The following is a 24,547-nucleotide window of genomic DNA, read 5'->3' on the forward strand; positions in this document are numbered from 1 at the left end:
TCAGGGATTGAGGTCATTCAGGCTATGGGACAATTGCACGGTGATTACCTGATTTTTTGCTTGATTGTGCATTGCATCCAGTTGTAGGTTCGTAAGATAACCTAAGCCAGCGGCTAGACTACAGTACAGGATGCCGACGGCACTGAGTTTTGGCCAATGCAAGCTCATAAAACGCCACATGAGTTAACTCCTCATTGACAGAACCACACCACATAAGTCAAGACCCCTGCTGCCAGCCCAAAACCCAGCCCTCTTCACAGGGATGGAACACAGTTAAAACGGTGAAAGTCTCTATAGGAGAGAAGCCCCCTTTGTGTCCCCCATGTTTTAGAACAGGACTGTACCTAGGAAATCTCTGGAGAACTTCCTAAGCAAGGGAACGCGGTTTGCGAGTAGGGGTCACACCTAAAAAGTTATTTCCAATTTTACTGATTGCGCTAAGAACCGTACTCAGCGTGTTACAGTTATTAAATTTTATGAAATATGCAGCAAAGTCCTGAATTTGTAAGGACTTGAGAAAGATTAAAGAAGTCTTCTAAAATCATCTAGAAAATGTTAATTATTTTTTTATTTTGGCTCAGCCAGCAAGCGTGGATACCCTGCCTCCGGTACGCATTGTGCTCGTGGAACCCCAAGGGGAGATCAATGTCGGCAGCATTGCCCGTGTGATGAAAAATATGGGGTTACAGCAGTTGTGGATTGTCAGTCCCCGCTGTGATCCCAAGGGAGAGCTAGCCCATCGCTGGGCGGTTCACGCAGAGGATGTGCTCCAGCAAGCCAGAATGACGGACTCCCTCGCAACGGCGCTGGCGGATTGTCAGCGGGTCTTTGCCACCGTGGGGCGAGAGGTGGCGGATTTGGCGTTACCTCTGTGGACACCGCGTCAGGCGGCACCGCAACTGTTGGCTGTCCCGCAGTCGGCACTGGTCTTTGGTCGCGAGGATCGGGGACTCACGAATGCAGAATTGGAGTGTGCCCATGGTTTGGTGCAGATTCCTACGGCCAATGCTTATCCATCTTTGAATCTGGCGCAAGCTGTTGCCGTATGCTGCTATGAGTTGTGGTTGACAGCCTGCGACAGTGCGGGAACTTTTCCCCAAGGGTCTGCCGTCCCCTTTGAGCGGTTGCAGGGGTTTTATGACCATTTAGAGCAGGTGCTGCTCCAGATTGGTTTTTTGTATCCCCATACTGCTGCTAGTCGTATGGCCAAGGTGCGATCGCTCCTCGGGCGTGCTTACCCCACGGATGCCGAAGTGGCGCTGTTGCGGGGCATGGTTCGTCAGGTGGAGTGGGCGATTCAGCACGCAGCCACGATTTCTTCGGACACCTTCCCTCTACAGTAAATGGCATGGTTGCTCAGTCGCGTTCAATGGTTTCGTCCTCTACGCTTTCCTCACTGTCTCATCCAGCACCGCTTCCTAGCCCAACGCCTCCCCGTCCCAATTTGTTCTTAATGACTTTTCGCTTTGGCGTCAGTGTGGTTGCCCTTGCCACCATAGTCGGCACACTGCTGTCGGTGTTGCAGCCTGAAAAACTGTCCCTAGAGACCACGGCCAGTCAGGCGATCGCCCCTGAAACACCAACCCCCAACTTGCCCCCAGAACGTCCCCTCCCCACTCTGCAACAGCAAATTCAACAACTGGTGAGCCGTCAACCCAATCTGACGGCGGGGCTGTACTTTTTTAACCTCGACTCGGGGGCATCTCTGAATGTAGGCGGCGATGCGGTCTTTCCAGCGGCCTCTACGATTAAATTTCCCATCCTTGTTGCCTTTTTCAAGGCGGTGGATGAGGGACGAGTCACGCTCCATGAACGCCTCACCATGCGCCCGGATCTGATTGCCCCTGAGGCCGGTACGCTGCAGTATCAAAAGCCCAATTCCCAGTATCCTGCCCTTGAGGTGGCCGATTTAATGATTACCATTAGCGACAACACGGCAACGAATATGATTATTGATCGCCTTGGGGGCGCAGCCGTGCTCAACCAACAGTTTCAGGAATGGGGCTTAGAAAATACAGTGATCAACAATCTGCTACCGGATATGAAGGGCACCAACACCACTAGCCCCCGCGACTTGGCAACGCTGATGCTGAAAATTGGTCAGGGGGAAATTGTCTCCCCCCGTAGTCGCGATCGCCTGCTGGACATTATGCGGCGCACGGTCACTAATACCCTCTTGCCTGCTGGCCTTGGCAAAGGGGCTACGATTGCCCACAAAACTGGCGATATTGGTATTGTGGTGGGAGATGCGGGCATGGTGGATATGCCCAATGGCCAACGCTATGTGGCAGCAATGATGGTGAAACGCCCCTACAATGATCCCCGAGGTAGTGAACTCATTCGCCAAGTCTCGCGCATGGCCTACCAAGCCTTCGAGAAACTTCCCCCTTCTCAGCCCTAGATGTCGCAGCCACTCCTGACCTTAGAGAATGTGTGCCGCTACTTTGGCGGCCTCAAGGCGGTTGATCGCGTGTCCTTTAGCGTGGCAACGGGGGAGATTTTTGGCATTATTGGCCCCAATGGCGCTGGTAAAACCACCCTTTTTAACCTGCTGACGGGGTTAATTCCTCTCACCTCAGGAGAAATTCAGTTTCAGCAGCAGCCCCTGCACCTGCTTAAGCCACACCAGATTGCTGGGTTGGGCATTGCTCGCACCTTTCAAAATATTCGCCTCTTTCCAGAAATGAGTGTTTGGGAGAATGTGCGCATGGGACAGCATCTCCATGCCCCTGCCAGTTTTTGGGCAAACCTCTGGGGAGCAGCGCCTGTACGGTATGTTCAGGAGCGCTTGGAAAACCGCGCCAAGGAACTCCTCTACTGGGTGAATCTCTATGAGCGGCGCCACGAGCGGGCAGGCAACTTACCCTATGGTGAACAACGCCGCCTTGAACTGGCGCGTGCCTTGGCACTGCAACCCCGCCTGCTCTTGTTAGATGAACCGGCTGCGGGTATGAACCCCAAGGAAAAGCAAGACCTCTGTGAGTTAATTCGCCGCCTCAAGGAGACCTTTGACCTGACGGTGATTCTCATTGAGCACCATGTGCCCTTGGTGATGAGTTTGTGCGATCGCTTGGCAGTATTGGACTTTGGTCAACTCATTGCTTTAGGGGATCCCCTGACGGTTAAAAATGATCCCAAGGTGATTGAGGCATACCTTGGCGGTGATGTTTAAGGCGACGGATTCCTATTTCCAAGGACGAACAGCCATTCTTGCCACCAAGCATGGCAAAGAGCAGGCGATCGCCCCGGTGCTGGCGCGTCTAGGGGTAACAGTGGTTGTGGCCTCGGATTTTGATAGCGATCGCTTTGGCACGTTTAGCCGTGAAATTCCCCGCTGTGGCACCCAAGAGGAGGCGGCTCTCGCCAAGGCAGAAGCGGTGCTGGCACAAACGGAGGCAGACTTAGTGATTGCCAGTGAGGGGAGCTTTGGCCCCCATCCGCAATTTCCGATGCTTCCGAGCGATCGCGAACTCATCCTGCTTGTGGATCGCCGCCATGACCTTGTCTTGCGGGGGGAGGTGCTCTCCCTACAAACCAACTTTAACCATGCCACCGTGAGCAATCTTGAAGAGGCCTTGGCCTTTGCCGAGTGGGTGGGCTTTCCAGAACATGGTTTGATTGCGATGGCGCAGGCTGATCCTCTACCCAATACGCCAATTTTCAAAGGGATTCAAAGCGAGGAACAGTTGCAAAGGGCGATCGCCACCTTGGAAACCGATCGCCCCACCATTCACCTTGAAACCGATATGCGGGCCCACATGAACCCGACGCGCATGCAGGTGATTGCTCAAGCGGCTGCTGACCTCGTTCAAGCAATGGCTCAGGGCTGTCCTCAGTGTGGTTGGCCGGGGTTTGTGGCTCGTGAGAAACTGCCGGGGCTACCCTGTGAACGGTGTGGCGCACCCACCAGCGCCATCAAAGCCAGCCGTTACCGCTGTCAACGCTGTTTGCACCAACTCACAGTGCCAGTTCCTGAAGCCGTTGCCGATCCCAGTCAATGCTACTTCTGCAACCCCTAGGCAAGGACAAAGACTTGGTATAATCCCTTGTACAGCCCTCGGCACCGATTAAGCCATCCTATCGTCTGCATTCCTAGCGCATGTTTTGAGGAGTGACCCATGACACCTCGCTATCTCACCAGTCTTGCCCTTGCTGCACTCACTCTCAATCTCGGGGGTATGGCGCTTGCCCAGACTGCAAACACGAATAACCCAATGGAAGGCTGGCAACAAAACGGCAATACCAATGATTTGGGAAGCATTCTTAATCCCCAGAATGGCAACTTTTCCGTGCCCGGACTGATGAATCGCCTGCGTTTGATGGATGGTCGCGATCCCAACGAAGTAGTGGCGGATCAAATGGAAAATCTTAATGCTGAAGCAGAGGCCTTTCGCAAACGACAGCAGCAACAATTTCAAAATCTAACGGTTACGCCCTAGGACGGGGATGGTATGTCCCCAAGGGTATTGATTTTGGGCTTAGGTCATTGGGGACAAACACTGGCATACCTATTTGAGCAACAGGGCTGCAGGGTCTCCTGCTGGGGGCGATCGCAGGGGGCACTCTCGGCTGCTCTTTTCCAAGAGATTCACTTATTGGTTTCGGCTCTCCCCATCAAAGCTGTGCGGGAAGTCGCTGCCCAAGTGGCCGCCCTCAAGCCCCCCCTAGACACCATCCTTGTCAGTGCCACCAAGGGTTTAGAAGCAGAAACCTTTGCCACAGCAGCGGATATTTGGCAAACCTACTGCCCGCATCACGATCTCGTCGTTCTTTCTGGCCCCAACTTGGCCGGTGAAATTCAACAGGGACTACCGGCAGCGGCAGTGGTGGGGGGAAAGCCAGCAGCCACCAAGCCAGTGCAAGACTGTTTGGGCAGTACCACCTTTCGCCTCTATAGCAATGAGGATCGGCGGGGTGTGGAAATGGGGGGCATCTTCAAAAATGTGATTGCGATCGCCTGTGGCGTCAATGATGGTCTGGGTCTTGGCGTCAATGCCCGCTCTGCCCTGATTACCCGAGGACTGGTGGAAATGGTGCGGGTGGGTACCCACTGGGGCGGACAAGTGGAAACTTTCTACGGCCTTTCAGGGTTAGGGGATCTCCTCGCCACCTGTACCAGCGCCCTGAGTCGCAACTATCAAGTGGGGTGGCATCTTGCCCAAGGTCAATCCCTCTCCCAAGCCCTAGCGCTGACCAAGGGGACGGCTGAAGGGGTGAACACTGCTCGCGTGCTCTGCACCTATGCCCAGCAGCACCAGTTAGAGATGCCGATTACGGCGATGGTGAATGCCGTTCTGAGGGGCGACCTCACTCCCCAAGCGGCTCTCAACTGTCTTTTGGAGCGTCCCTTCAAGCCGGAGATTATTCCTGGTCAGTAGCTTCAGTCCTGGGCTGTGAACTTGCCCTGGGTGCCGGCAGCGCCGCAGGAGCCGTTTCACTGACGGGAATGGCCACAGGGGGACGGTCAAGACTGAGCATCAAACCAACTGCCGTTGGCTCAATCGATAGAGGAGATACCGCTGGCTCAATGCCGGCAGGACTGGTGATAGCCACAGGCAGACTGGAGAAGGGATTGGGAATTAGACCCGTCAGCATTGCCACGAAGGATGCCGCTAGGGTTGCTCCTGCACTCCCTAAGACCCAAATACGACGGGGGCGATGGGCCTTAGCAATCACTTCAGCGGCCAAACGATCCGCTGGACAGGGGGTCAAGGGTACGGGCAGTTCTTGCATCTGTTGCTTGAGGGTCAGGAGTCGCTGATAGAGGCGTTGGCCTTCAGGGTCAGTGGCCAGCCATGCTTCCACCTGTTGCCGTTCTGCAGCCGTCACTTCACCATCGAGGTAGGCGCTCAGGAGTTCAAAGGTATCGCGTTTGCAGTGATCCAGTTCGTCCATCATAGGGGTCTGTCCTTGCAGGAAAAGGGTAGGGGTGATTCGCATCAGGTTGAAGGGAGATCGAGGTGGGGTTGGAGTTCTAGTTGGAGTCGCTGTCGGGCACGGGCGATTCGCGATTTCACGGTTCCGAGGGAAACCCCAGTGATTTGGGCAATTTCTTCGTAGGAGAGGCCTTCAATTTCCCGCAGAACAATCGTTGTCCGAAAGGTTTCCGGTAGGTTGGCGATCGCCCGCCGTAATTGATCATAAAATTCATCCGTACGCAACCGGTCATCGGGACTGGCATCACTGGCGGCAAGTTCCCAGCTCATTTCACCCTCTTGGGTTTTCAGGGGTGCATCCAGCGACAGGGGCGGTTGATGGCGTTTGCGTTTGCGCAACTCATCGTAAAACAAGTTGGTGGCAATGCGGCTGAGCCAACCCCGAAATTTGCTGGCGTCTTGGAGTTTGTGAATGTTGCGATAGACCCGAATCCAGACTTCTTGCACAAGGTCGGCGCGATCGTCCCAGTCGGGCGCGAGGTGATAGATAATTCGCTCCACATGGGATTGGTATCGCCGCAACAATTCAGTAAAGGCAGCACGATCTGGGGTTCTGCCGGCTTGACAGCGGACAACCAACTCTTGGGGTGTAAGTTTTGTCAGCGGCAGCGTCACCCGAGCACTGGTCTCCTCAACACGCGTCCAAGCAAGGGGAAGACTGGATGTCATGGATACAATCGACCTCAGACCAATCGCTTTTCATGACGCCCTTGCCCCCATGATGTTCCCTGATCCGTTATAGCTTGCCAAGGACATTGCCATGCATCCTGTTTTGGCTGCGAGTCTGTTAATGTTTCCTTAACGTTGGTGAATTTAGATTAAACTTTTTATTGTAGCGGCGATCGTTCTTTGGACGCGCTACGCAAATACTCAACGCGCGGCTCAATGTAACCCCTTATCACCGCCCCTCACCACCATGCTCTGGATCCGCATTGCCAGTGGACTTGTCGCGATCGCTCTCGCGCTGCTGATGACCTTTCTAGGCGGTTGGTATTTTTGTCTGGGCATTGGGGCACTGATTTATCTGGGTCAACTGGAATACTTTGAGCTAGCCCGTGCCAAAGGGAGTGCACCAGCCGCTAAAACCACCCTCGTGGTGAGTCAAGTGCTCCTGATCACCTCACTGCTGCGTCCAGACCTTGCGGATGCTGTCTTTCCCGTCGCAGGTACCTTCATTTGCTTCTACTTGCTATTTCAACCCAAGCTGGCCTCGATCGCCGACATTTCCACTTCAATCATGGGGCTATTTTACGGCGGCTATTTGCCAAGCTATTGGGTGCGCTTGCGGGGATTGGAGCAACAGGCAACATTACCTTTGGGAGGATTTTGGCCAGAGCAGTTTCAACTCACCGCTTTGCCCTTGGGGTTGCAGGTAACCCTCTTGGCCTTTGTCTGTATTTGGGCGGCAGATATTGGTGCCTATGCTGTTGGTAAGCTCTTTGGCCGGACACGGCTTTCCCACATCAGTCCCAAGAAAACCGTAGAAGGGGCAGTGTTTGGCGTTTTAGGGAGTTTAGGCGTCGCCCTTTGGGGAGCACATTCCCTCGGCTGGCCATTCCCTTGGCTTTTGGGTGCAATGTTTGGCCTCATGATTGGCATTGCCAGTCTATTGGGGGACTTAACGGAGTCAATGATGAAACGGGATGCCGGCGTCAAAGATTCTGGCCAGTTGATTCCCGGGCATGGCGGCATTTTGGATCGCGCCGATAGCTATGTTTTTACGGCACCCCTTGTGTTTTACTTTGTGACGTTACTATTGCCCTTGTGTCAATGAGTTTCTTGCCATTCAATCTACCAAAATTCGCCGCAGTGCTCCGTCTATACCGCAAAGCGGTTAGGTAGTGGTGAGGCGGCGGGCGACCGCAGGGAGCAGTCACTCAATCTCAGCTTGTTGCTGGATATATTGAGCTAGCACCGAACATCGGGTGCGACTGATAGCTATAGTCCACTCATGATCACCCTGACGTACGAGTACAAACTAAAACTAACCCAGCAGCAGGCTAAGCAGATCGACTACGATCTAGACGTGTGTCGCCAAGTTTGAAATGATGCGCTGAGGGAGCGCAAAGACTGGATTGCTTCGCGCAAATGTCCAGTCAATGCCTGCTCTGTGCCTAGCGAGTACATCATCCCAGCGGATGCCCCCTACCCCAGCTTCAACGTGCAGTGCCAAGGATTAACCCAAGCAAAGCAGACCAACCCTGATTTAGCGTCGGTTAACGCCCAAACATTGCAGCAAGTCTTGAAGCGGGTGGTTGGCCTCGATGTTGGCCTGGAATACTTTCTCTCCACCTCGGACGGACTTCAACTAGCACGGCCTAGGTTTTTCGTAGAGATGCTGTGAACGGGGAATCTCCTGCTATACGCCTAGCCTTAGCGGGATGAGCGTCAATGAGAACGGGGCTCAGCCTGTCCAGAGGTACTTGATCGTCCGCCTAAAGATCAGGAAAGACAACCCGCACATCGGGATGGACTAAATGGTGCTGCTTGACCACTAGACCCTTGGCAAGGGCAGGGGAGAGTTCGAGGGCGCGATCGCCATGATCGGCGAGGCAAAGAATATAGGGCAAGGTGCTATTCGTCAGGGCTTGGGTGGCTGTCCAAGGCACAGCTCCCGGCATATTCGGCACGCCATAGTGAACCACACCAAAGGCGGTATAGGTGGGGTTGGAATGGGTCGTGGGTCGCAGCGTTTCCACACAGCCCCCTTGATCCACGGCCACATCAATAATCACAGCGCCGGGGCGCATCGTTTGCACAAGGGACTTGGGCACCAAACAGGGAGGACGCTGACCCGGCACAAGGACAGCACCAATCACTAAGTCCGCTTGCGGCAATAGCTCAGCAATGAGGTGAGAACTGCTGTAGAGGTACTCCACCCGCGCGCCAAAGAGGGTTTCTAGGTACTTGAGACGCTCGACATTAATATCGAGAATGCTCACCTGTGCCCCCAAACCCACAGCCATCCGCGCCGCTTCGGTGCCGACGACACCGCCCCCTAAAATGACAACCCGCCCCGGCCGCACCCCCGGAATGCCACTGAGGAGCACTCCCCGCCCCCCTTGGGTACGCTCTAGGAAGCGGGCACCAAACTGCACCGCCAAGCGACCAGCAATCATGCTCATGGGGGTTAGCAGCGGGAAGCTGCGTTGGTGATGATGCGTTTCTTCAACACTTTCATAGGCGATCGCGGTAATCCCCGATTCCAACAGAGCCACCGTCAGCTCCCGACTAGCGGCAAGGTGCAAGTAGGTAAAGAGCAGTTGGCCAGAACGCAAATAGCGATACTCCGAGGGCAAGGGTTCCTTGACTTTGACCACCAGTTGGGCATCCCACGCGGCTTGAGCCGTGGCCACAATTTGGGCACCTGCGGCAACATAGGCTTCATCGAGGAAGCCAGAACCCACCCCCGCGCCACTTTCAATGAGAACCTCATGGCCGCGTTCCCGCAGACTTTGTACCCCCGCTGGCGTCAGACCGACGCGGAATTCTTGATCCTTGATTTCTTTGGGGACACCGATACGCATGGCCAATCTATTCTCCGAGGTCTAGAAATTGATAACTACCAAAGACTTTCAACACATCTGTAGCGTCCTTAAGCGCCAGCAGACAATCAGCCACCACATCAGGGCGACCATTCACCTCTAGGTCAACAAAGAAGAGATAATCCCCCAAAGCACGTTTGCTGGGGCGCGATTCAATGCGGCTGAGGTTAATCTTGCGATCGCTAAAGAGTTGCAGCACCTTGAGCAGGGCACCGGGGGCATTGGCCTTCAGGCTAAAGGCAATGGAAGTGTGGGTATCCCCCGGCTGGGGCCAGCCGTCCCCCTGTTGGCGACTCACCACCCAAAACCGCGTGCAATTGTCGGGAATATCCTGAATTTCGGTGGCGACAATGGGTAGTTGATGGAGTTGGGCGGCTCGCACGGAGGCGATCGCCGCCACCCGATCGGATTGAGCCACGTATTGCAGCCCTTCGGCGGTGGAGGTCACCGGACATTGGCGAGCATGGGAAAGATGGGCTTGTAACCAGCGCTGGCACTGCCCGAGAGCTTGGGGATGGGAATAGACCGCTTGAATTTGGGCGAAATCTGTGGTTTGGGCAATGAAGGCATGGACAATGGGGCGGATAAAGGCGTACTGAATGTGCAGCGTATCCAGTCGCCATAGTGAATCAAGGGTAATGTTGACACTGCCCTCAACGGAATTTTCACTGGGGACTAGCGCCAAATCCAACTCGCCGGCGGCCAACGCCTCCAAACAGCCAGCGATCGTCGTCAAAGGAATCAGCGTCAGGGGTTCTCCCTGTTGCCATTGGGCGTAGCTTTGAGCGGCTTCTTCACTGTAGGTGCCCACTGGGCCAAGATAACCCAGCTTCACCATAGAGGATCTAGACAAGGGGGGCAAAGACTCAAGGACACATCCTCACAAGGGATTTGCAAAAGGGTCTAATGAATGAGTTAGACGTAAGCCGGGTTCTGTTCAAAGGGTGGTTATCTATCTGGGACACTTGTTACCAAGTGCCTCTAGCGGCTCTGGCTAGCAAAGAACTGGGGAAAAGACCAACCCTGGTTCCTTAGCGCTAGCACACCTTGCTTCCAGCCGGGGTTTACCGAGCCAACACCTCTCGATGTTGCTGGTGCGCTCTTACCGCACCGTTGCACCCTTGCCTGTGAGGTTTCCCTCCATCGGCGGTATATTTCTGTGGCACTATCCTCGCGGTCACCCGCACTGGGCGTTACCCAGCAAGCTTGGTCTTTCGGAAGCCCGGACTTTCCTCAGGAGTGAGAGACTCCCGCAACCACCGCGCTAACTCATTCAGTTTTATTGTACTAGGGGCGCTTGGGCAATACTCCCTAGACCAACGGCAGATAATACGGCGACCCATTCACTGCGGGCTAGGTTCCGTGTGGCTTCATTCCCTTGCAGCTCGGCCAAAATCGCCAAGGTTTCATACCAAAGACCCGCATCAACTGCTGCCCCAAGGCGATCGCCCCCACTCTTGCCCTGAAGTTGCTTTGCCAAATCCGTGGCCGGCTGCACCCGCGAAATCACGCCACTGACAGAGATAAAGGCGGAGGGATCATCGGCATCAGCACCACACAGTAGGGTAAAGGTCCAGCGGTAGTCTTGGCCGGGTTGGAGTTGCACATTGGGCTTCAGTGCCAGAATCCCCGGTTCAGCGGGTAGATCCACCACCATTGTTGCTAGGGGACGATGCTCAGCATCAGCAATCACCACTTCCCCCTGCGTGGCTTTGCTCTTGGGCACAAAAACAAAGAGGGTTGGTGTCGCCACAGCCGTTTGGCCAAGGTGGGTATCAGGGAGTAAGGCGGTTAAACGTTCACTGCCGCTAACACAGGCTCCACGGGTTGCCCCCCCAAAGCGACTACCGGGAACACCACGGTTCGGCAGATTCGCCCGCAGCCGCGCCACAAGACTGGAAGGCTGGCTCACCACAGGGGTCGTTCCCTGCGCAAGGCTGAGAGAACCAAGGGGCAACAGAAAGAGGGTCACCGCAGGTACAAGGGCAAGGTAGGAACGCATGGCCAAACTCCTAAGAAGAATAGCTCTACCCTAGCCCTAGGGAGTCGGCCTTGGCAGTGAACTCGTTTACCGTTGGGGTGTGATTGCGATCGCTTGCTCTAGGCAGTGGCACTGGCCAACTGCCGCAAAATCTTGAGCGCCTCATCTACGTGGGCTTTGAAGTTGAGCATAGAGTCAAAAACGTAGCGCACCACACCCTCTTGATCAATGACATAGGTGACTCGCCCCGGAAAGAGACCAAAGAGCGAAGAGGCACCATACTGCTGGCGAACCTTGTTGCCGGGATCACTGAGGACGAGAAAGGGGAGTTGGTGATTTTTCTGGAAGCCCTGCTGCCGCTCCACGGGGTCGCCACTAATGCCAATCACTTCAGCGCCCAGTTCTTGGAAAACACTGTAGGCATCGCGAAAGGCACAGGCTTGAATCGTGCAGCCGGGGGTTTCTGAGGCGGGGTAAAAGTAGAGGACAACGTTCTTTTTGCCACGAAAGTCGGAGAGCTTCACCTTGCGGCCATCGGCAGCCGTGAGTTCAAAATCAGGGGCGCGATCGCCCACTTGAATTGCTGTGGCCATACTCTCGCTAATTGCCTCCCAACCACTTTTGGCCATTCAGGCGCTGCATCACCCCAAAGACCAGTAGATCAAGCGTTACTTTACGCTCATCCCCCAAAAATGGCTCAATGGTGCTGGGGGCAATGCCACCGCTGCTACAGACAAAAGCCTTCGGCCCTTGGATATCCCCCTCTAGGAAGTAGAGGCGAAACTGATACATTCCCTTGCCCCACTCACCCATCACGGTATTCTCCTCTAGGCGCAGACTCACATCCCCCACTTTGGCGCTGAGGGCGTTCTGGAGAGCAGGCAAAAAAGCCTCATTAATAAACTCAGCAAAGGGTTTATCCTCAATGGCGGGGGGCTTTTCTTTTTTGGGGGCTTGGGTGGGCGTCTCTTCTGCCATAGCGCTGCTATAGGGTACCATTTCCTCTGCATGATAGCACTCTCCCTTGCAGGCAACGGCCATGGGGCAATTAGAATTACGACGCCCAACGATTAAGGATTTAGATAGCATCGTTCAACTGGATCAGGTGTGTCTGGGGGGCTTTTGGTCGCACCAAGGCTATGCCCGTGAGTTGGAGAATCCGCAACATACGCTGCTGGTGGTGGCCACCCTTGATGGGGTGTGGGGCTGTGGCGTGAGCTGGGGGATTGCCGATGAATTGCACCTAGTGCTGTTGATGGTGCATCCGCAGTACCGGCGGCAGGGGTTAGCAGGGTTACTCCTATGTCGGCTCTTGCAACTGGGGCATCAAGGGGGCGATCGCCAGTGGGCAACGTTGGAAGTACGCGCCAGCAATGCAGCCGCCCAACGACTCTATCAGCACTTTGGCTTTGAACTGGTCGGACGGCGTCCCCACTACTACGAGAACCCCCCAGAGGATGCCCTGATTCTTTGGCGCAATCACCTCAATACTCCCGAAATGGGGCAGGAACTTGAGCAGCACTGGCAGCACTGGCGATCGCGGGTTGAGGCGCAAGGTTGGTCGCTCATCGATGACACCTAGAGAGCCGAGGGGTGACATATTGCGCTTTGTTACGGCGCTTTCCCCGACCCTTGGGCTGGCGAACGATAATGAAAGGGACACGTTTGGGAGACTTGTCCCATGAACTTGCTGGAACAGTTGCGACAAATGACAGTTGTGGTCGCCGATACGGGAGACATCCTCGCCATCGAAAAATTCACCCCCCGTGATGCCACCACCAATCCCTCGTTGATTACGGCTGCTGCCCAAATGAAGGAGTACCAGCCCATTGTGGATGAAACCCTGCGCAAAGCCAAAGCTGATTTGGGGTCTGGTGCTACTCCCCGTGAGATTGTCTCCCTTGCTGTGGATCGCTTGGCGGTGGCCTTTGGCTTGAAAATTTTGCAAATTATCCCCGGTCGGGTCTCAACGGAAGTAGATGCGCGGCTCTCCTACGATACAGAAGCTACAGTGCAAAAGGCGCGGGAGTTGATTGGCCAATACGAAGCCGCAGGCGTGGGGCGCGATCGCGTGCTGATTAAAATTGCCTCGACCTGGGAAGGCATCCGCGCTGCCGAAATTCTCGAAAAAGAGGGCATTCACTGCAATTTAACCCTGCTGTTTGGCTTCCATCAGGCGATCGCCTGCGCTGAGGCGGGTGTGACATTGATTTCCCCCTTTGTTGGGCGCATTCTCGACTGGTACAAGAAAAAAACAGGTCGTGCCGAGTATCCAGGGCCTGAGGATCCAGGGGTGATTTCCGTCACCAAAATCTACAACTACTACAAGAAATTCGGCTACCCCACGGAAGTGATGGGCGCCAGCTTCCGCAACATTGGCGAAATTATTGAACTGGCGGGTTGTGATCTGCTGACGATTTCACCGGCACTGCTACAGGAGCTACAAAACACCAGTGGCGAGCTAAAACGCAAACTGGATCCGGCGATCGCTGCCACCCTTGACATTGAAAAAGTCGCTATGGATGAAGCCACCTTCCGCAAGATGCACGCGGCTGATGAGATGGCCAGTGAAAAACTGGATGAGGGCATTAAGGGCTTCACCAAGGCACTGGAGACCCTTGAGGATCTCTTGACGCAGCGACTGGCCCGCCTTGAAGGGGCGGAAACCCTCACCCATGCAGCAGAAGAACTCTTCCATGTCTATGACCTCGATGGCGATGGCATTATTACCCGCGAAGAGTGGCTGGGAACGGATGCAGTGTTTGATGCCCTCGATGCCAACCACGATGGTAAGGTGACCCCGGAGGACATGGGAGCAGGCTTGGGGGTGGTGCTGCACTTGGCCAAGGCCAAATAACAAAGACCAACTTGGCAGTCTTGCATCAGCATCCTCTGTGCGTCACAGTGGAAGAAGCGTTCATGGCTGATGCACCAACGATGTCTGATACTTCTCCCTCCTTTCAGCAATTTCTCAGGGATTGTGAGCAATTGGGGCTACTGCGCCTTGTGGTTACAAACGAAACTGCCGTTCTGGAGGTGCGATCGCCCCTCACCAAGGTTTTCTATGCTGAACTGCCCAAGGGGCGCTATGCCAATATGCACACGGAGGACTTTGAGTTTCACTTGAATATGGATCAGGTGGCCAAAATTCGCTTTGAGGAAGGGCAAGCCAAGCGGGGCAACTTTCCTACCTACGCCATTCGCTTTCTCGATGCCAATGAGAAATCCGTCCTCAGTGCCTTTTTGCAGTGGGGTAAGCCCGGTGAATACGCCGCAGGTCAAGTGGCAGCTTGGCACGCCCTGCGGGAACGCTACGGTACAGAGTGGCAACCCGTGGTGGCCGACCTTGAGGCAAAAGCGTCCAGCGCAACCCATGGATAGGGATCTATGAGAGTCGTTGTAACCGGTGCTACTGGATTTGTCGGGCAGCAGGTCGTCAGCGCCCTCAGCGATCGCGGCGATCACGTGGTTGCCTTAGTACGCTCCCCGGCGAAAGCCGCCAAACAATTCGCTGGCATGACCCATGTTGAATGGGTGGGCTATACCCCCAAAGCCGCTGGGGACTGGTTTGCTGCCCTTGAGGGGGCGGATGCAGTAATTAACTTGGCAGGAGAACCCCTTGCCAATGGTCGCTGGACAGCGCAGCGCAAACAGGAGATCTACGATAGCCGGGTTGTCGGCACACAGCAGTTGGTGCGGGCGATCGCCCAATGTCAACAGCGCCCGCGGGTATTGGTCTCGACCTCTGCCATTGGCTACTACGGCACTAGCGATACAGAAACGTTTGTCGAAACCCATGCAGCGGGAAATGATTTTCTGGCCAAGGTCTGTGTGGACTGGGAAGCGGCTGCCCAAGGGGTAACGGATTTAGGGGTGCGGTTCGTGATTCTGCGTTTTGGCATTGTCCTCGGCGAGCAGGGGGCACTGGCCAAGCTCCTATTGCCCTTTCAGTTATACCTAGGGGGGCCCCTTGGGTCGGGTCAGCAGTGGTTTTCGTGGATCCATCAGCAGGATTTAGTGCGCCTGATTCTGGCCGCAGTGGATCAAGCGGGAATGCAGGGGGTTTACAATGCCACCGCCCCAGAGCCACTGACGATGGCGGACTTTTGCCGGGTATTAGGAGAGGTGATGCAGCGCCCCTCTTGGTTGCCTGTGCCCGCCGCCGTCCTCCAATTGCTGCTGGGGGAAGGTGCCGATGTGGTGCTCAAGGGGCAGCGGGTCTTGCCGGAGCGGACGCTGGCTACGGGATTTCAATTTGACTACCCCAACGCCAAGGCAGCTCTCACCAACCTCCTCAAACCACGATATACTGATGGTTCCCGCTAGTTTGGTGCAAGATGGTGGAATTGACCCCCGCAGCCATTCAAGAGTTGGAACGTCTCCAAGCCCATGGCGTCAGTCGAGGTCGGGCCGCGATTCTACGGATTCAGGTGCAACCTAGTGCCTGCGGTGACTGGCGCTACGATCTTGCCCTTGTGACCGAACCCGAGCCGACGGATGTGCTCACCCAGTCCCAAGGCTGGACGATCGCGATCGCGGCGGAAGCGGCTGAGATGTTGCGGGGGTTGCGGGTGGATTACATCGAAGACTTAATGGGGGGCGCTTTTCGCTTCCACAATCCCAATGCCAGTCAAACCTGTGGCTGTGGCATGGCCTTTCGGGTGAGCGGATCGTAGGTTTCAGAAATCACTATGGGCAATACGTTTGGGCATCTCTTTCGCGTCACCACCTTTGGTGAATCCCATGGGGGCGGTGTGGGGGTGGTTGTGGATGGCTGCCCTCCCCGATTGGAACTGTCAGAAGCGGATATTCAAAAGGAACTGGATCGCCGCCGCCCCGGCCAAAGTCGGCTCACGACCCCTCGCCAAGAGAGCGATCGCTGTGAAATTCTCTCCGGTGTCTTTGAGGGCAAAACCCTCGGCACGCCCATTGCGATTCTGGTGCGCAACAAGGACACTCGCCCCGAAGATTATGCCGAAATGGCACGGGTCTATCGTCCCTCCCATGCAGATGCTACCTATGACGGCAAATACGGGATTCGCAACTGGCAAGGGGGGGGCCGTGCCTCGGCACGGGAAACCATTGGGCGTGTGGCCGCGGGGGCGATCGCCCGCAAAATTCTGGCTCAAGTCGCGGGTACCGAAATCATTGCCTACGTCAAGCGGGTCAAGGACATTGAAGCCGTTGTTGATCCTGATACCGTGGCAGCGGCTGCCGTTGAGGCGAATATCATGCGCTGTCCCGATGCCACCACCGCAGAAAAGATGATTGCCTTTGTGGATGACGTGCGGCGGCAGGCCAACTCCATTGGCGGTGTCATTGAGTGCGTGGTTCGCAATGTGCCTGTCGGCCTAGGCTCCCCCGTCTTTGACAAACTAGAAGCAGATCTTGCCAAGGGGGTGATGTCGCTGCCCGCCAGTAAGGGCTTTGAAATTGGTTCTGGCTTTGCCGGTACCCTGCTCACGGGTCAAGAGCACAATGACGAGTTCTATACCGATGAACAGGGAAGAATTCGCACCCGCACCAATCGCTCTGGGGGGGTTCAGGGGGGCATCTCCAATGGCGAAAACATTATTTTGCGGGTAGCTTTTAAGCCCACCGCCACCATTGGCCAAGCCCAGAAAACCGTGAACCAAGCAGGCGAGGAGACAATTCTAGCGGCAAAAGGGCGGCATGATCCCTGTGTGTTACCGCGAGCGGTGCCGATGGTCGAGGCAATGGTGGCTTTGGTTCTCTGTGACCATCTGCTCCGGGATCATGCCCAGTGTCATCTGCTGTTTTAGCGACTGCGATTGAGGGCAATCAGTAACCGCAGGATAAAGATAAACAGGTTGATGTAGGTCAGGTACATCGAAAGGGCAGCAGAGAGGTACTGATCATCGCGGTAGGTACGGGGCAGCACAAAGAAGTCCACCACCGCAGCCCCCACAAAGAGCACGACACCAATGCCAGAAATCGCAATTTCCAGAAACGTGGGTGTAAAGACACCAAAGAAGCTGAAGACTAACTGGAGAACGAGCACCACCAGCAGGGCAATAATCCCCAGTTGTACCGTTTTGGCAAGGGCAAAGCCATCGCGTTCCGACAGATTGGAACCAATGGGACTAGCGGCCATAAACGTGATGCCACAGCCGCCAGCGGCAATGATGATCCCCATAATGCCTACGGTGCTGAGGGCAAGGGCAATCAATCCAGAGAGTGTATAACCCGACAGCAAACTGTAGGTGGCCAACAGGGGTAGGGCTAGTCCATTGTTCCCTTTGCGAGCAGCTCCCTGCGCCACAAAAAAGAGGACAAGTTCAGCAATAATGGCCACAATAAACGTGGGCATGAAGAGTTGGGGCGCAGCAGCAAGCACGCCCAGACCACCCCAGCTACCCACCGCCGTCAGGACGAGGCCACCACCGACAAAGGGCAGGGCATTGCGAATCACATTGGGACCGACGATCGCGCTACTACGCGCCTCGCGAATCGCCTCTTGAAAGTTACTGGTACTACTCACGGGAATCCTCCAAGGGTGGTGAATAGACAACACAGCCAGATGGCATAGTTCTATTGTGCCAAAATTGCCAAGGGCACCTAGCTGGCAACAACCACGGAGACCTCTGGTGGCGGGGCGGTTATCTCTAATGGCGGATAGAATTGGGTCAAGACACTCAAGGATAGATGCTCCACCGTTGGGTAGTATCCCAGCCATTGACTGGCTAACTGGGCAAATTGTTCGGGTATCCCACTGACATAAAAGTGCACTTGGCCTTGGGGGCAAGGAGTCGCTAAATTCATGGCCTCTAGTTTGCGCACTGTTGCACGGGCAACGGCATGGGCAGGATCAAGGTGATGAACCGTTGCGGGCAAATACTGCTCAATCACAGGGCGCAGGTGGGGGTAATGGGTGCAACCATAAATGAGGGTATCGGGGTCAAATTGAACTAGGGGGTTTAGGGTCTGACAAACAATGCGGTGGACGCGATCGCCCTCTAGGCAATTGCTTTCCACAAGGGGGACAAACTCAGGGCAAGCCACTTGAGCGATCGCCACTGTGGGTGAGAGTTCCTGAAGTGCCCGTGCATAGGCACCGCTTTTAACCGTTGCGGGGGTAGCAATGACACCAATGCGCTTTCCCAGCGTGACCGCCATCTTGGCAGCGGGGACAATCAAGCCAAGGATCGGAAAGGGAAACTCACTGCGAACCTGTGCCAAGGCAAGGGCTGAACTGGTGTTGCAGGCCATCACCGCCATCTTGACGCCTTGGGAATGCATCCACGTCAAAATCTCCCGCACATATTGCAGGATTTCACTGCGGCGGCGAGTTCCATAGGGCAACCGTGCTGTATCCCCAAAGTAGAGAAACGATTCTTGGGGTAAAAGGCGTTGGAGTGCCTGTAAAACCGTTAGGCCCCCCACCCCACTGTCAAACACGCCAATCGCTCCCAGAGGATTTAGCCCTAGGGATGTCTTGTGCCAGTTGTCCACTCGAACCTCGACCTCACACCAACAAAGATGACATTGCCCCGTTCAGCAAGAGGGCAACCACAGCCAATCTACTGCCCTTTTTACGGAGATGGGACACGCTCAAAACCGCGAGATCTCCTTGATGGACTCTAGGTCATAGAAAAGGGCTGTAGTGCCACTCTAGCAGGTTTTGCTAAGAAGCGAATGATTGACGCTAAGACTGAACATCGGGTGCTATACATTGAATCACAGAGCACCCGTGGCTGTAGGGTTGGTCACCCCCTGTGGGGAAGTTATGGTGTGAGGATAGGAAAAACAATGCTCAGTCAGGAACAGCTCACCAGTTCTCAGGAGTGTGAGCGCGCATGGATTGAAATTGATTTGGCGGCCTTGGCAGCCAATACCCAACATCTTCGCCAATGGCTGGCACCAACAACGGAACTTTTAGCCGTGGTGAAAGCAGATGCCTATGGTCATGGCGCCCTCACGGTGGCACAGACAGTTTTAGCCCACGGTGCAACTTGGCTAGGGGTGGCAACAATTCCCGAAGGAATTACCCTACGGCAGGCGGGGATTACAGCGCCAATTTTGGTCTTGGGATCCGTCAATTTGCCGGTGCAGGTGCAGATGATGGCCGAGTGGCAGCTTCAGCCCACCCTCTCTACACCCAAGCAAGCCTTGATTTTCTCCGACTACGCTGATCACCGGCGGGAACCCCTTGATGTCCATTTGATGATTGATACAGGCATGTCTCGCTTGGGCTGTCCGTGGCAGGATGCCGTGGGTTTTGTGCAATTTGTGCAGCGGTTACCCCACCTGCGCATCCAAGGCATTTACTCCCACTTTGCTAGTGCCGATGATCCTGACCCCAGTTTGATGCGGCAGCAGCAGGCCTATTTTGAGCAGGTGTGCCAAGAACTTGCTCCCCTTTTGGGGTCGGTACGGCGTCACATGGCGAATTCGGCAGCCACCTTGGCCAATCGCAGTAGCCACTATGACATGGTGCGGATTGGTTTGAGTCTCTATGGTGTGTATCCTGCCCCTCATTTACGGGATGTGGTGCCACTGCGACCAGTGATGCAGGTGCGATCGCGCATTACCCTGTTGAAGGAGATTCCCGCCCATACGGGCATTAGCTATGGCCACCAATTCATTGCCCCCAAGCCGATGAAAATTGCCGTTGTGGGCATTGGCTACGCTGATGGGGTGCCCCGCCTTCTTTCCAACAAGCTCGAAGTCTTGGTTCAGGGAAAGCGCGTTCGCCAAGTGGGGGCCATTACGATGGATCAACTGATGATTGATGTCAGTGACATTGATGGTCTTCAGGAGGGGGATGTGGTGACCCTTCTTGGCGAAGATGGCGGGGACTGCCTAACCGTAGAAACTTGGGCGGACACCCTAGGCACAATTACTTGGGAAATTCTCTGTGGCTTCAAGAACCGCTTGCCGCGTATTCCCGTGTCCTAAAATTTCGCTACTCTCCTTCAGAGCCGTGGGCTGCCATGAACTCCCGCGCCCCCGGAAAGGTCTGGGATTCACCCGCAATCACTTTTTTGATGCCAAACTGCACTACAGCACCCGCACAGAGATAGCAGGGCATTAGGGTTGAGTACAGCACCGTATCTTCATAGCGACCGATGCGACCCGCATTGGCCAGACAGTCAATCTCCGCATGCAGAATCGGACTGCCCCGCTGCACCCGTTGGTTGTGGCCGCGACCAATGATTTGGCCATTGCGCACCAAGACCGAGCCAATCGGAATGCCACCTTCTCTGAGTCCTTGTTCTGCTTCGGCGATCGCCGCCGCCATAAATTCATCCATGATTGTCCGCCTGAGCAAATGTTCATTCCTAGTAAACGTCTTTTTCTGAACGGGTGTCTAGTCTTGGTATGATGCAAGCCAGAATCTGGTGGTGTCAGTGTCCATGATCAAGTTTTTGGTAACGGGTGGGGGTGGTTTTATTGGCGCCAACTTTGTGCGCTTAGCCCTTACGGAAGGCTGGGGGGCGGTACTCAACCTCGATAAAGTGACCTATGCCTGTCACCCCGGCACCTTGGCCATGCTCGAGCAATTGCCCAATTATCAATTTGTCAAGGGGGATGTGGGCGATCGCCCCCTTGTGCAAGAGCTATTGCAAACCTTTCAGCCCGATGCCGTGATTCACTTTGCTGCCGAAAGCCATGTCGATCGCTCCATCAATAGTCCCCAAGACTTTATCCAAACCAATGTTGTGGGCACCGCCAATCTCCTAGAGGAGGTCAAAACCTACTGGCAGCAGTTACCCACTGGAGCACAGGAGCAGTTCCGCTTCATTCATATTTCCACCGATGAAGTCTATGGCAGCCTTGGCCCTGAGGATCCGCCCTTTCGCGAAGACAGCCCCTATGCCCCCAACAGCCCCTATGCCGCCTCAAAGGCTGCCTCGGATCACTTGGTGCGAGCTTACCACCACACCTACGGCCTGCCCACCCTGACCACCAACTGCTCCAACAACTATGGTCCCTACCAGTTTCCCGAAAAGCTGATTCCGCTGGTGATCTGCCAAGCCCTAGCGGGGCAACCGCTGCCGATATATGGCGATGGTCAAAATGTGCGGGATTGGCTCTACGTTGAAGATCACTGCCGTGCGGTCTATACCGTTTGGCAAAAGGGTCAGGTGGGGGAAACCTACAACATTGGTGGCAACTGCGAAAAGCCGAACCTTGAGGTCGTGCAAACCCTCTGCGATCTGCTGCAAACCCTTGTGCCTCGCGCTGATTTGAATTACCGCAGCTTGATTACCTTTGTCAGCGATCGCCCCGGTCACGATCGCCGCTACGCCATTGACGCCTGTAAAATTCAGCGGGAACTGGGGTGGCAGCCCCAAGAAACCTTCAGCAGTGGCCTTGAAAAAACCGTGCAGTGGTATCTTGCCCATCAAGATTGGGTGGAAGCAGCGCGCACCGCCGACTACAGTGCTTGGCTGGCAACCCACTATGGCAGCGTTCTTAGTCATTGCCCATGAAAGGAATTATTTTGGCTGGTGGCTCTGGAACCCGCCTCTATCCCCTGACACAGGTGCTCAGTAAACAACTGATGCCCATCTACGACAAGCCAATGATTTACTATCCCCTCTCAATTCTGATGCTGGCGGGGATTCGGGAGGTCCTCATTATTTCTACCCCAGAGCACCTCTATCTTTTTGAAAAGCTTCTAGGGGATGGTCATCAGTGGGGCTTGTCCCTCAGCTATTGTGTGCAGCCTCAGCCCAATGGTCTCGCGGAAGCTTTTATCCTAGGGCGGGAGTTTTTACAAGGAGAACCCGTCTGCCTCACCCTTGGGGATAATCTGCTCTACGGCCATGATTTACCCCAAAAATTGCAACAGGGGGCGCAATTGACGGAAGGGGCAATGATTTTTGGCTATCGGGTGGCCAATCCGCAGCAGTACGGTGTGATTGAGTTTGATGCCAGCGGTCGCGTCCTCGGCATTGAGGAAAAGCCAGCGGTGCCTAAGTCCAACTATGCGGTGCCCGGCATCTATTTCTATGACCATCAAGTGTGCGATCTGGCAGCCCAGCTTCAACCATCGGCGCGGGGGGAACTGGAAATCACCGATCTCAACCGCCTCTACCTTGAAAAGGGACAACTGCGGGTGGAATTGCTGGGACGCGGCTATGCGTGGCTGGATACGGGTACCCATGATCTGCTGCAACAGGCCAGCAGCTTTATTCGCACACTGGAGGAACGGCAGGGGGTGAAAATTGCCTGCTTAGAGGAAATTGCTCTGCATCAGGGCTACATTACCCCAGAGCAACTTTATGAACTCGCCCAACCCCTGCGCAAAAGTAGCTACGGTCAATATCTCTTGCAGGTGTGGGCAGAAGTCACTGGAGGCAGTCATGCTCAAGGTACAACCCCTGGCGATCGCTGACGTTCTGCTCTTGGAACCCCGTGTCTTTCGGGATCAGCGGGGCTTTTTCCTAGAAAGCTTTAATCAGCGGGCTTTTATGGCCGCTACAGGCTTAGAGGTGACCTTTGTCCAAGACAATCACTCTGCCTCACAACAGGGCGTGCTACGGGGATTACACTACCAGCACCAACAGCCCCAAGGCAAACTCATTCGCGTCATCGAAGGAAAAATTTTTGATGTCGCAGTCGATTTGCGGCGTTCCTCGCCCACCTGTGGCCAATGGGTAGGGGCTTGGCTCAGCGCAGACACCTTCCAGCAACTGTGGATTCCCCCTGGCTTTGCCCATGGCTTCTGGGTGCAATCAGCCACCGCCCAAGTGCTCTACAAAACAACGGACTACTACAATCCGGGGGATGAATATACGCTGCTGTGGAATGATCCAACCGTCGGCATTCAATGGCCGATCGACAGCGAACCCCTCCTTTCTGCCAAGGATCAGCAGGGCAAGTCGTTCAACGAACTTCCCCTATTTGCTTGAGATAAAAAATCCCTCCCCAATTGGAGAGGGACACTCAGACGAGGATACGATTAGGCTCTACAGAGCGTTACCACGGGGGAGTACCTCTTCTGGGAAGACAAAGTTTTCATGGGGTTGGTCTTGGGGCGCCATCCAAGCGCGAATGCCCTCGTTCAAGAGCAGGTTCTTCGTGTAGAACGTCTCAAACTCAGGGTCTTCCGCTGCCCGAATCTCCTGCGAAATAAAGTCGTAAGACCGCAGGTTCAACGCCAGACCCACCACGCCAATCGCACTCATCCACAGCCCCGTCACGGGCACAAACAACATGAAAAAGTGCAACCAGCGCTTGTTCGAGAAGGCAATGCCAAAAATTTGGCTCCAGAACCGGTTGGCCGTCACCATCGAGTAGGTCTCTTCCGATTGGGTGGGGCTAAAGGCACGGAAAGTGCTGGCGCCTTCGCCATCTTGGAAGAGGGTGTTCTCCACTGTGGCACCGTGGATGGCACACAACAGGGCACCGCCGAGCACACCGGCCACCCCCATCATGTGGAAGGGGTTCAAAGTCCAGTTGTGGAACCCTTGGAAGAACAGCAGGAAGCGGAAGATGGCAGCCACGCCAAAGCTGGGGGCAAAGAACCAACTGGATTGCCCCAAGGGATACATCAAGAAGACGCTGACAAAAACGGCAATGGGGGCACTGAAGGCAATGGCGTTGTAGGGACGGATGCCCACCAAGCGAGCAATTTCAAATTGCCGCAGCATGAAGCCAATGAGGCCAAAGGCGCCGTGGAGGGCGATAAAGGTCCACAGACCGCCCAGTTGGCACCAGCGGGTGAAGTCCCCTTGGGCTTCGGGACCCCAGAGGAGCAGGAGGGAGTGCCCCATGCTGTTGGCGGGGGTGGAAACGGCAACGGTGAGGAAGTTGCAGCCTTCGAGGTAGCTGGAGGCGAGGCCGTGGGTGTACCAAGAGGTCACAAAGGTGGTACCGGTCAGCCAGCCCCCGAGGGCAAGGTAGGCGCAGGGAAACAGCAGGATGCCTGACCAGCCGACAAAGACAAATCTGTCACGCTTGAGCCAGTCGTCGAGGATGTCAAACCATCCCCGTTCTGCTGGCGCTCGTCCAATTGCGATCGTCATAAAACTCAACTCCGAAAGGAAGTGATAAAGGCAGATTCGTGAGGTAGCTCAATGGGACGATAAGAGCCAAGTTTACGAATCTTAATA

General features: G+C 55.1%; 29 protein-coding genes, 1 other RNA gene and 1 pseudogene. 18 read left to right on the forward strand and 13 right to left on the reverse strand.

The features are described 5' to 3' along the window. Nucleotides 1-180 carry a hypothetical protein gene (locus tag RHJ31_RS07825; protein ID WP_302676203.1) on the reverse strand — a complete coding sequence of 60 codons (180 nt, stop codon included), beginning with the start codon at nt 178-180 and terminating at the stop codon, nt 1-3. Nucleotides 181-590: 410 nt separating this feature from the next. Here RHJ31_RS07825 and RHJ31_RS07830 point away from each other — a divergent pair, with 410 nt between their 5' ends. From RHJ31_RS07830 to RHJ31_RS07855, 6 genes are all read left to right on the forward strand, one after another. Continuing rightward, a complete protein-coding gene (locus tag RHJ31_RS07830; RefSeq protein ID WP_302676204.1) occupies nt 591-1,343 on the forward strand; it encodes an RNA methyltransferase in 753 nt (250 codons plus the stop codon). A gap of 26 nt (nt 1,344-1,369) precedes the next feature. Then, nucleotides 1,370-2,401, forward strand: coding sequence for a serine hydrolase (locus RHJ31_RS07835; RefSeq protein ID WP_310445774.1), 1,032 nt, complete (start codon nt 1,370-1,372; stop codon nt 2,399-2,401). Further along, nucleotides 2,402-3,172, forward strand: coding sequence for an ABC transporter ATP-binding protein (locus tag RHJ31_RS07840; protein WP_302676205.1), 771 nt, complete (start codon nt 2,402-2,404; stop codon nt 3,170-3,172). Beyond that, nucleotides 3,165-4,019, forward strand: a complete 855-nt coding sequence (locus RHJ31_RS07845) for a DUF6671 family protein (RefSeq protein WP_302676206.1) — start codon at nt 3,165-3,167, stop codon at nt 4,017-4,019. The genes RHJ31_RS07840 and RHJ31_RS07845 overlap by 8 nt, the downstream gene beginning before the upstream one ends. 99 nt (nt 4,020-4,118) lie before the next feature. Next, on the forward strand, nt 4,119-4,439 hold the full coding sequence (locus tag RHJ31_RS07850; RefSeq protein WP_302676207.1) for a hypothetical protein: 321 nt from the start codon (nt 4,119-4,121) through the stop codon (nt 4,437-4,439). A gap of 12 nt (nt 4,440-4,451) precedes the next feature. Then, nucleotides 4,452-5,378: an NAD(P)H-dependent glycerol-3-phosphate dehydrogenase gene (locus tag RHJ31_RS07855; RefSeq protein ID WP_302676208.1), complete on the forward strand. Its 927-nt coding sequence runs from the start codon at nt 4,452-4,454 to the stop codon at nt 5,376-5,378. Here RHJ31_RS07855 and RHJ31_RS07860 read toward each other — a convergent pair. Continuing rightward, a complete protein-coding gene (locus tag RHJ31_RS07860; RefSeq protein ID WP_302676209.1) occupies nt 5,362-5,898 on the reverse strand; it encodes an anti-sigma factor in 537 nt (178 codons plus the stop codon). The genes RHJ31_RS07855 and RHJ31_RS07860 overlap by 17 nt on opposite strands. Before the next feature lie 41 nt (nt 5,899-5,939). Beyond that, nucleotides 5,940-6,605: a sigma-70 family RNA polymerase sigma factor gene (locus tag RHJ31_RS07865; protein ID WP_149818375.1), complete on the reverse strand. Its 666-nt coding sequence runs from the start codon at nt 6,603-6,605 to the stop codon at nt 5,940-5,942. Nucleotides 6,606-6,852: 247 nt separating this feature from the next. Here RHJ31_RS07865 and RHJ31_RS07870 point away from each other — a divergent pair, with 247 nt between their 5' ends. Together RHJ31_RS07870 and RHJ31_RS13255 are read left to right on the forward strand one after the other, a co-directional pair. After that, on the forward strand, nt 6,853-7,710 hold the full coding sequence (locus RHJ31_RS07870; protein ID WP_302676210.1) for a phosphatidate cytidylyltransferase: 858 nt from the start codon (nt 6,853-6,855) through the stop codon (nt 7,708-7,710). Between the two features lie 336 nt (nt 7,711-8,046). Next, entirely contained in the window at nt 8,047-8,280 is a 234-nt protein-coding gene (locus RHJ31_RS13255) for a hypothetical protein (protein ID WP_302676211.1), read from the forward strand. A 91-nt stretch (nt 8,281-8,371) separates the two neighbouring features. On the opposite strand, the gene ald is transcribed toward RHJ31_RS13255, so the two are convergent. The 6 genes from ald to RHJ31_RS07905 form a co-directional block, all read right to left on the reverse strand. Then, nucleotides 8,372-9,463, reverse strand: coding sequence for an alanine dehydrogenase (gene ald / locus RHJ31_RS07880; RefSeq protein WP_302676212.1), 1,092 nt, complete (start codon nt 9,461-9,463; stop codon nt 8,372-8,374). A 7-nt stretch (nt 9,464-9,470) separates the two neighbouring features. Beyond that, nucleotides 9,471-10,319: a prephenate dehydratase gene (gene pheA, locus RHJ31_RS07885; protein WP_302676213.1), complete on the reverse strand. Its 849-nt coding sequence runs from the start codon at nt 10,317-10,319 to the stop codon at nt 9,471-9,473. A 69-nt stretch (nt 10,320-10,388) separates the two neighbouring features. After that, nucleotides 10,389-10,753, reverse strand: an RNA gene (gene rnpB, locus RHJ31_RS07890) — RNase P RNA component class A. Between the two features lie 7 nt (nt 10,754-10,760). Then, on the reverse strand, nt 10,761-11,483 hold the full coding sequence (locus tag RHJ31_RS07895; protein ID WP_149818368.1) for a DUF928 domain-containing protein: 723 nt from the start codon (nt 11,481-11,483) through the stop codon (nt 10,761-10,763). Nucleotides 11,484-11,581: 98 nt separating this feature from the next. Beyond that, nucleotides 11,582-12,091 carry a peroxiredoxin gene (locus RHJ31_RS07900; RefSeq protein WP_225901532.1) on the reverse strand — a complete coding sequence of 170 codons (510 nt, stop codon included), beginning with the start codon at nt 12,089-12,091 and terminating at the stop codon, nt 11,582-11,584. After that, nucleotides 12,063-12,440: a DUF2996 domain-containing protein gene (locus RHJ31_RS07905; protein ID WP_310445776.1), complete on the reverse strand. Its 378-nt coding sequence runs from the start codon at nt 12,438-12,440 to the stop codon at nt 12,063-12,065. Before RHJ31_RS07905 ends, RHJ31_RS07900 begins: the two co-directional genes overlap by 29 nt. A 61-nt stretch (nt 12,441-12,501) precedes the next feature. On the opposite strand from RHJ31_RS07905, the gene rimI reads away from it, so the two are divergent. From rimI to aroC, 6 genes are all read left to right on the forward strand, one after another. Beyond that, the gene (gene rimI, locus RHJ31_RS07910; RefSeq protein WP_302676215.1) at nt 12,502-13,044 is read left to right on the forward strand and encodes a ribosomal protein S18-alanine N-acetyltransferase; all 543 of its coding nucleotides are present in this window, start codon (nt 12,502-12,504) and stop codon (nt 13,042-13,044) included. Nucleotides 13,045-13,143: 99 nt separating this feature from the next. Next, complete coding sequence (locus tag RHJ31_RS07915; protein WP_286626689.1) at nt 13,144-14,319, forward strand: transaldolase; 1,176 nt, start codon at nt 13,144-13,146, stop codon at nt 14,317-14,319. Between the two features lie 80 nt (nt 14,320-14,399). Then, entirely contained in the window at nt 14,400-14,843 is a 444-nt protein-coding gene (locus RHJ31_RS07920) for a ChuX/HutX family heme-like substrate-binding protein (protein WP_310828371.1), read from the forward strand. A gap of 6 nt (nt 14,844-14,849) precedes the next feature. Beyond that, nucleotides 14,850-15,788, forward strand: coding sequence for a TIGR01777 family oxidoreductase (locus RHJ31_RS07925; RefSeq protein ID WP_302676217.1), 939 nt, complete (start codon nt 14,850-14,852; stop codon nt 15,786-15,788). Between the two features lie 11 nt (nt 15,789-15,799). Then, complete coding sequence (locus RHJ31_RS07930) at nt 15,800-16,138, forward strand: iron-sulfur cluster assembly accessory protein (RefSeq protein WP_302676218.1); 339 nt, start codon at nt 15,800-15,802, stop codon at nt 16,136-16,138. A 15-nt stretch (nt 16,139-16,153) separates the two neighbouring features. Beyond that, complete coding sequence (gene aroC / locus RHJ31_RS07935) at nt 16,154-17,245, forward strand: chorismate synthase (RefSeq protein ID WP_302676219.1); 1,092 nt, start codon at nt 16,154-16,156, stop codon at nt 17,243-17,245. Here the strand turns inward: aroC and RHJ31_RS07940 are convergent. Both RHJ31_RS07940 and murI read right to left on the reverse strand, forming a co-directional pair. Beyond that, nucleotides 17,242-17,964 (reverse strand): Bax inhibitor-1 family protein, encoded by a 723-nt coding sequence (locus RHJ31_RS07940; protein ID WP_190278207.1) that lies wholly within the window; start codon nt 17,962-17,964, stop codon nt 17,242-17,244. The genes aroC and RHJ31_RS07940 overlap by 4 nt on opposite strands. A 77-nt stretch (nt 17,965-18,041) precedes the next feature. Beyond that, nucleotides 18,042-18,935, reverse strand: a complete 894-nt coding sequence (gene murI / locus RHJ31_RS07945; protein WP_149818353.1) for a glutamate racemase — start codon at nt 18,933-18,935, stop codon at nt 18,042-18,044. A 297-nt stretch (nt 18,936-19,232) separates the two neighbouring features. Here murI and alr point away from each other — a divergent pair, with 297 nt between their 5' ends. Further along, nucleotides 19,233-20,381 carry an alanine racemase gene (gene alr, locus RHJ31_RS07950; RefSeq protein WP_302676220.1) on the forward strand — a complete coding sequence of 383 codons (1,149 nt, stop codon included), beginning with the start codon at nt 19,233-19,235 and terminating at the stop codon, nt 20,379-20,381. Nucleotides 20,382-20,397: 16 nt separating this feature from the next. Here the strand turns inward: alr and RHJ31_RS07955 are convergent. Next, nucleotides 20,398-20,736, reverse strand: a pseudogene (locus tag RHJ31_RS07955) (nucleoside deaminase); the annotation flags it as partial. Nucleotides 20,737-20,839: 103 nt separating this feature from the next. Between RHJ31_RS07955 and rfbB the strand changes: the two are divergent. The 3 genes from rfbB to rfbC are packed head-to-tail and all read left to right on the forward strand — an operon-like array spanning nt 20,840 to nt 23,344. Then, complete coding sequence (gene rfbB, locus RHJ31_RS07960) at nt 20,840-21,919, forward strand: dTDP-glucose 4,6-dehydratase (protein WP_302676222.1); 1,080 nt, start codon at nt 20,840-20,842, stop codon at nt 21,917-21,919. Beyond that, nucleotides 21,916-22,827, forward strand: coding sequence for a glucose-1-phosphate thymidylyltransferase RfbA (rfbA, locus tag RHJ31_RS07965; protein WP_302676223.1), 912 nt, complete (start codon nt 21,916-21,918; stop codon nt 22,825-22,827). Before rfbB ends, rfbA begins: the two co-directional genes overlap by 4 nt. After that, entirely contained in the window at nt 22,796-23,344 is a 549-nt protein-coding gene (gene rfbC / locus RHJ31_RS07970; RefSeq protein ID WP_302676224.1) for a dTDP-4-dehydrorhamnose 3,5-epimerase, read from the forward strand. The genes rfbA and rfbC overlap by 32 nt, the downstream gene beginning before the upstream one ends. 57 nt (nt 23,345-23,401) lie before the next feature. Here rfbC and psbD read toward each other — a convergent pair whose 3' ends face one another. Continuing rightward, entirely contained in the window at nt 23,402-24,460 is a 1,059-nt protein-coding gene (gene psbD / locus RHJ31_RS07975; RefSeq protein WP_206199695.1) for a photosystem II D2 protein (photosystem q(a) protein), read from the reverse strand. Nucleotides 24,461-24,547 lie beyond the last annotated feature (87 nt).

The organism is Thermosynechococcus sp. JY1331 (assembly GCF_031583475.1).
Taxonomy (GTDB): Bacteria; Cyanobacteriota; Cyanobacteriia; order Thermosynechococcales; family Thermosynechococcaceae; genus Thermosynechococcus.

Coding starts and splice junctions, on each gene's coding strand:
- RHJ31_RS07855 (WP_302676208.1), top strand. CDS start 4,452: ATGTCCCCAAGGGTATTGATTTTGGGCTTAGGTCATTGGGGACAAACA.
- RHJ31_RS07865 (WP_149818375.1), bottom strand. CDS start 6,605: ATGACATCCAGTCTTCCCCTTGCTTGGACGCGTGTTGAGGAGACCAGT.
- RHJ31_RS07835 (WP_310445774.1), top strand. CDS start 1,370: ATGGTTTCGTCCTCTACGCTTTCCTCACTGTCTCATCCAGCACCGCTT.
- RHJ31_RS07930 (WP_302676218.1), top strand. CDS start 15,800: ATGGTGGAATTGACCCCCGCAGCCATTCAAGAGTTGGAACGTCTCCAA.
- RHJ31_RS07895 (WP_149818368.1), bottom strand. CDS start 11,483: ATGCGTTCCTACCTTGCCCTTGTACCTGCGGTGACCCTCTTTCTGTTG.
- RHJ31_RS07840 (WP_302676205.1), top strand. CDS start 2,402: ATGTCGCAGCCACTCCTGACCTTAGAGAATGTGTGCCGCTACTTTGGC.
- psbD (WP_206199695.1), bottom strand. CDS start 24,460: ATGACGATCGCAATTGGACGAGCGCCAGCAGAACGGGGATGGTTTGAC.
- RHJ31_RS07870 (WP_302676210.1), top strand. CDS start 6,853: ATGCTCTGGATCCGCATTGCCAGTGGACTTGTCGCGATCGCTCTCGCG.
- rimI (WP_302676215.1), top strand. CDS start 12,502: ATGGGGCAATTAGAATTACGACGCCCAACGATTAAGGATTTAGATAGC.
- RHJ31_RS07825 (WP_302676203.1), bottom strand. CDS start 180: ATGTGGCGTTTTATGAGCTTGCATTGGCCAAAACTCAGTGCCGTCGGC.
- ald (WP_302676212.1), bottom strand. CDS start 9,463: ATGCGTATCGGTGTCCCCAAAGAAATCAAGGATCAAGAATTCCGCGTC.
- RHJ31_RS07905 (WP_310445776.1), bottom strand. CDS start 12,440: ATGGCAGAAGAGACGCCCACCCAAGCCCCCAAAAAAGAAAAGCCCCCC.
- RHJ31_RS07925 (WP_302676217.1), top strand. CDS start 14,850: ATGAGAGTCGTTGTAACCGGTGCTACTGGATTTGTCGGGCAGCAGGTC.
- RHJ31_RS07900 (WP_225901532.1), bottom strand. CDS start 12,091: ATGGCCAAAAGTGGTTGGGAGGCAATTAGCGAGAGTATGGCCACAGCA.
- aroC (WP_302676219.1), top strand. CDS start 16,154: ATGGGCAATACGTTTGGGCATCTCTTTCGCGTCACCACCTTTGGTGAA.
- RHJ31_RS07920 (WP_310828371.1), top strand. CDS start 14,400: ATGTCTGATACTTCTCCCTCCTTTCAGCAATTTCTCAGGGATTGTGAG.
- RHJ31_RS07915 (WP_286626689.1), top strand. CDS start 13,144: ATGAACTTGCTGGAACAGTTGCGACAAATGACAGTTGTGGTCGCCGAT.
- rfbA (WP_302676223.1), top strand. CDS start 21,916: ATGAAAGGAATTATTTTGGCTGGTGGCTCTGGAACCCGCCTCTATCCC.
- RHJ31_RS07860 (WP_302676209.1), bottom strand. CDS start 5,898: ATGATGGACGAACTGGATCACTGCAAACGCGATACCTTTGAACTCCTG.
- RHJ31_RS07845 (WP_302676206.1), top strand. CDS start 3,165: ATGTTTAAGGCGACGGATTCCTATTTCCAAGGACGAACAGCCATTCTT.
- rfbC (WP_302676224.1), top strand. CDS start 22,796: ATGCTCAAGGTACAACCCCTGGCGATCGCTGACGTTCTGCTCTTGGAA.
- alr (WP_302676220.1), top strand. CDS start 19,233: ATGCTCAGTCAGGAACAGCTCACCAGTTCTCAGGAGTGTGAGCGCGCA.
- pheA (WP_302676213.1), bottom strand. CDS start 10,319: ATGGTGAAGCTGGGTTATCTTGGCCCAGTGGGCACCTACAGTGAAGAA.
- RHJ31_RS07850 (WP_302676207.1), top strand. CDS start 4,119: ATGACACCTCGCTATCTCACCAGTCTTGCCCTTGCTGCACTCACTCTC.
- rfbB (WP_302676222.1), top strand. CDS start 20,840: ATGATCAAGTTTTTGGTAACGGGTGGGGGTGGTTTTATTGGCGCCAAC.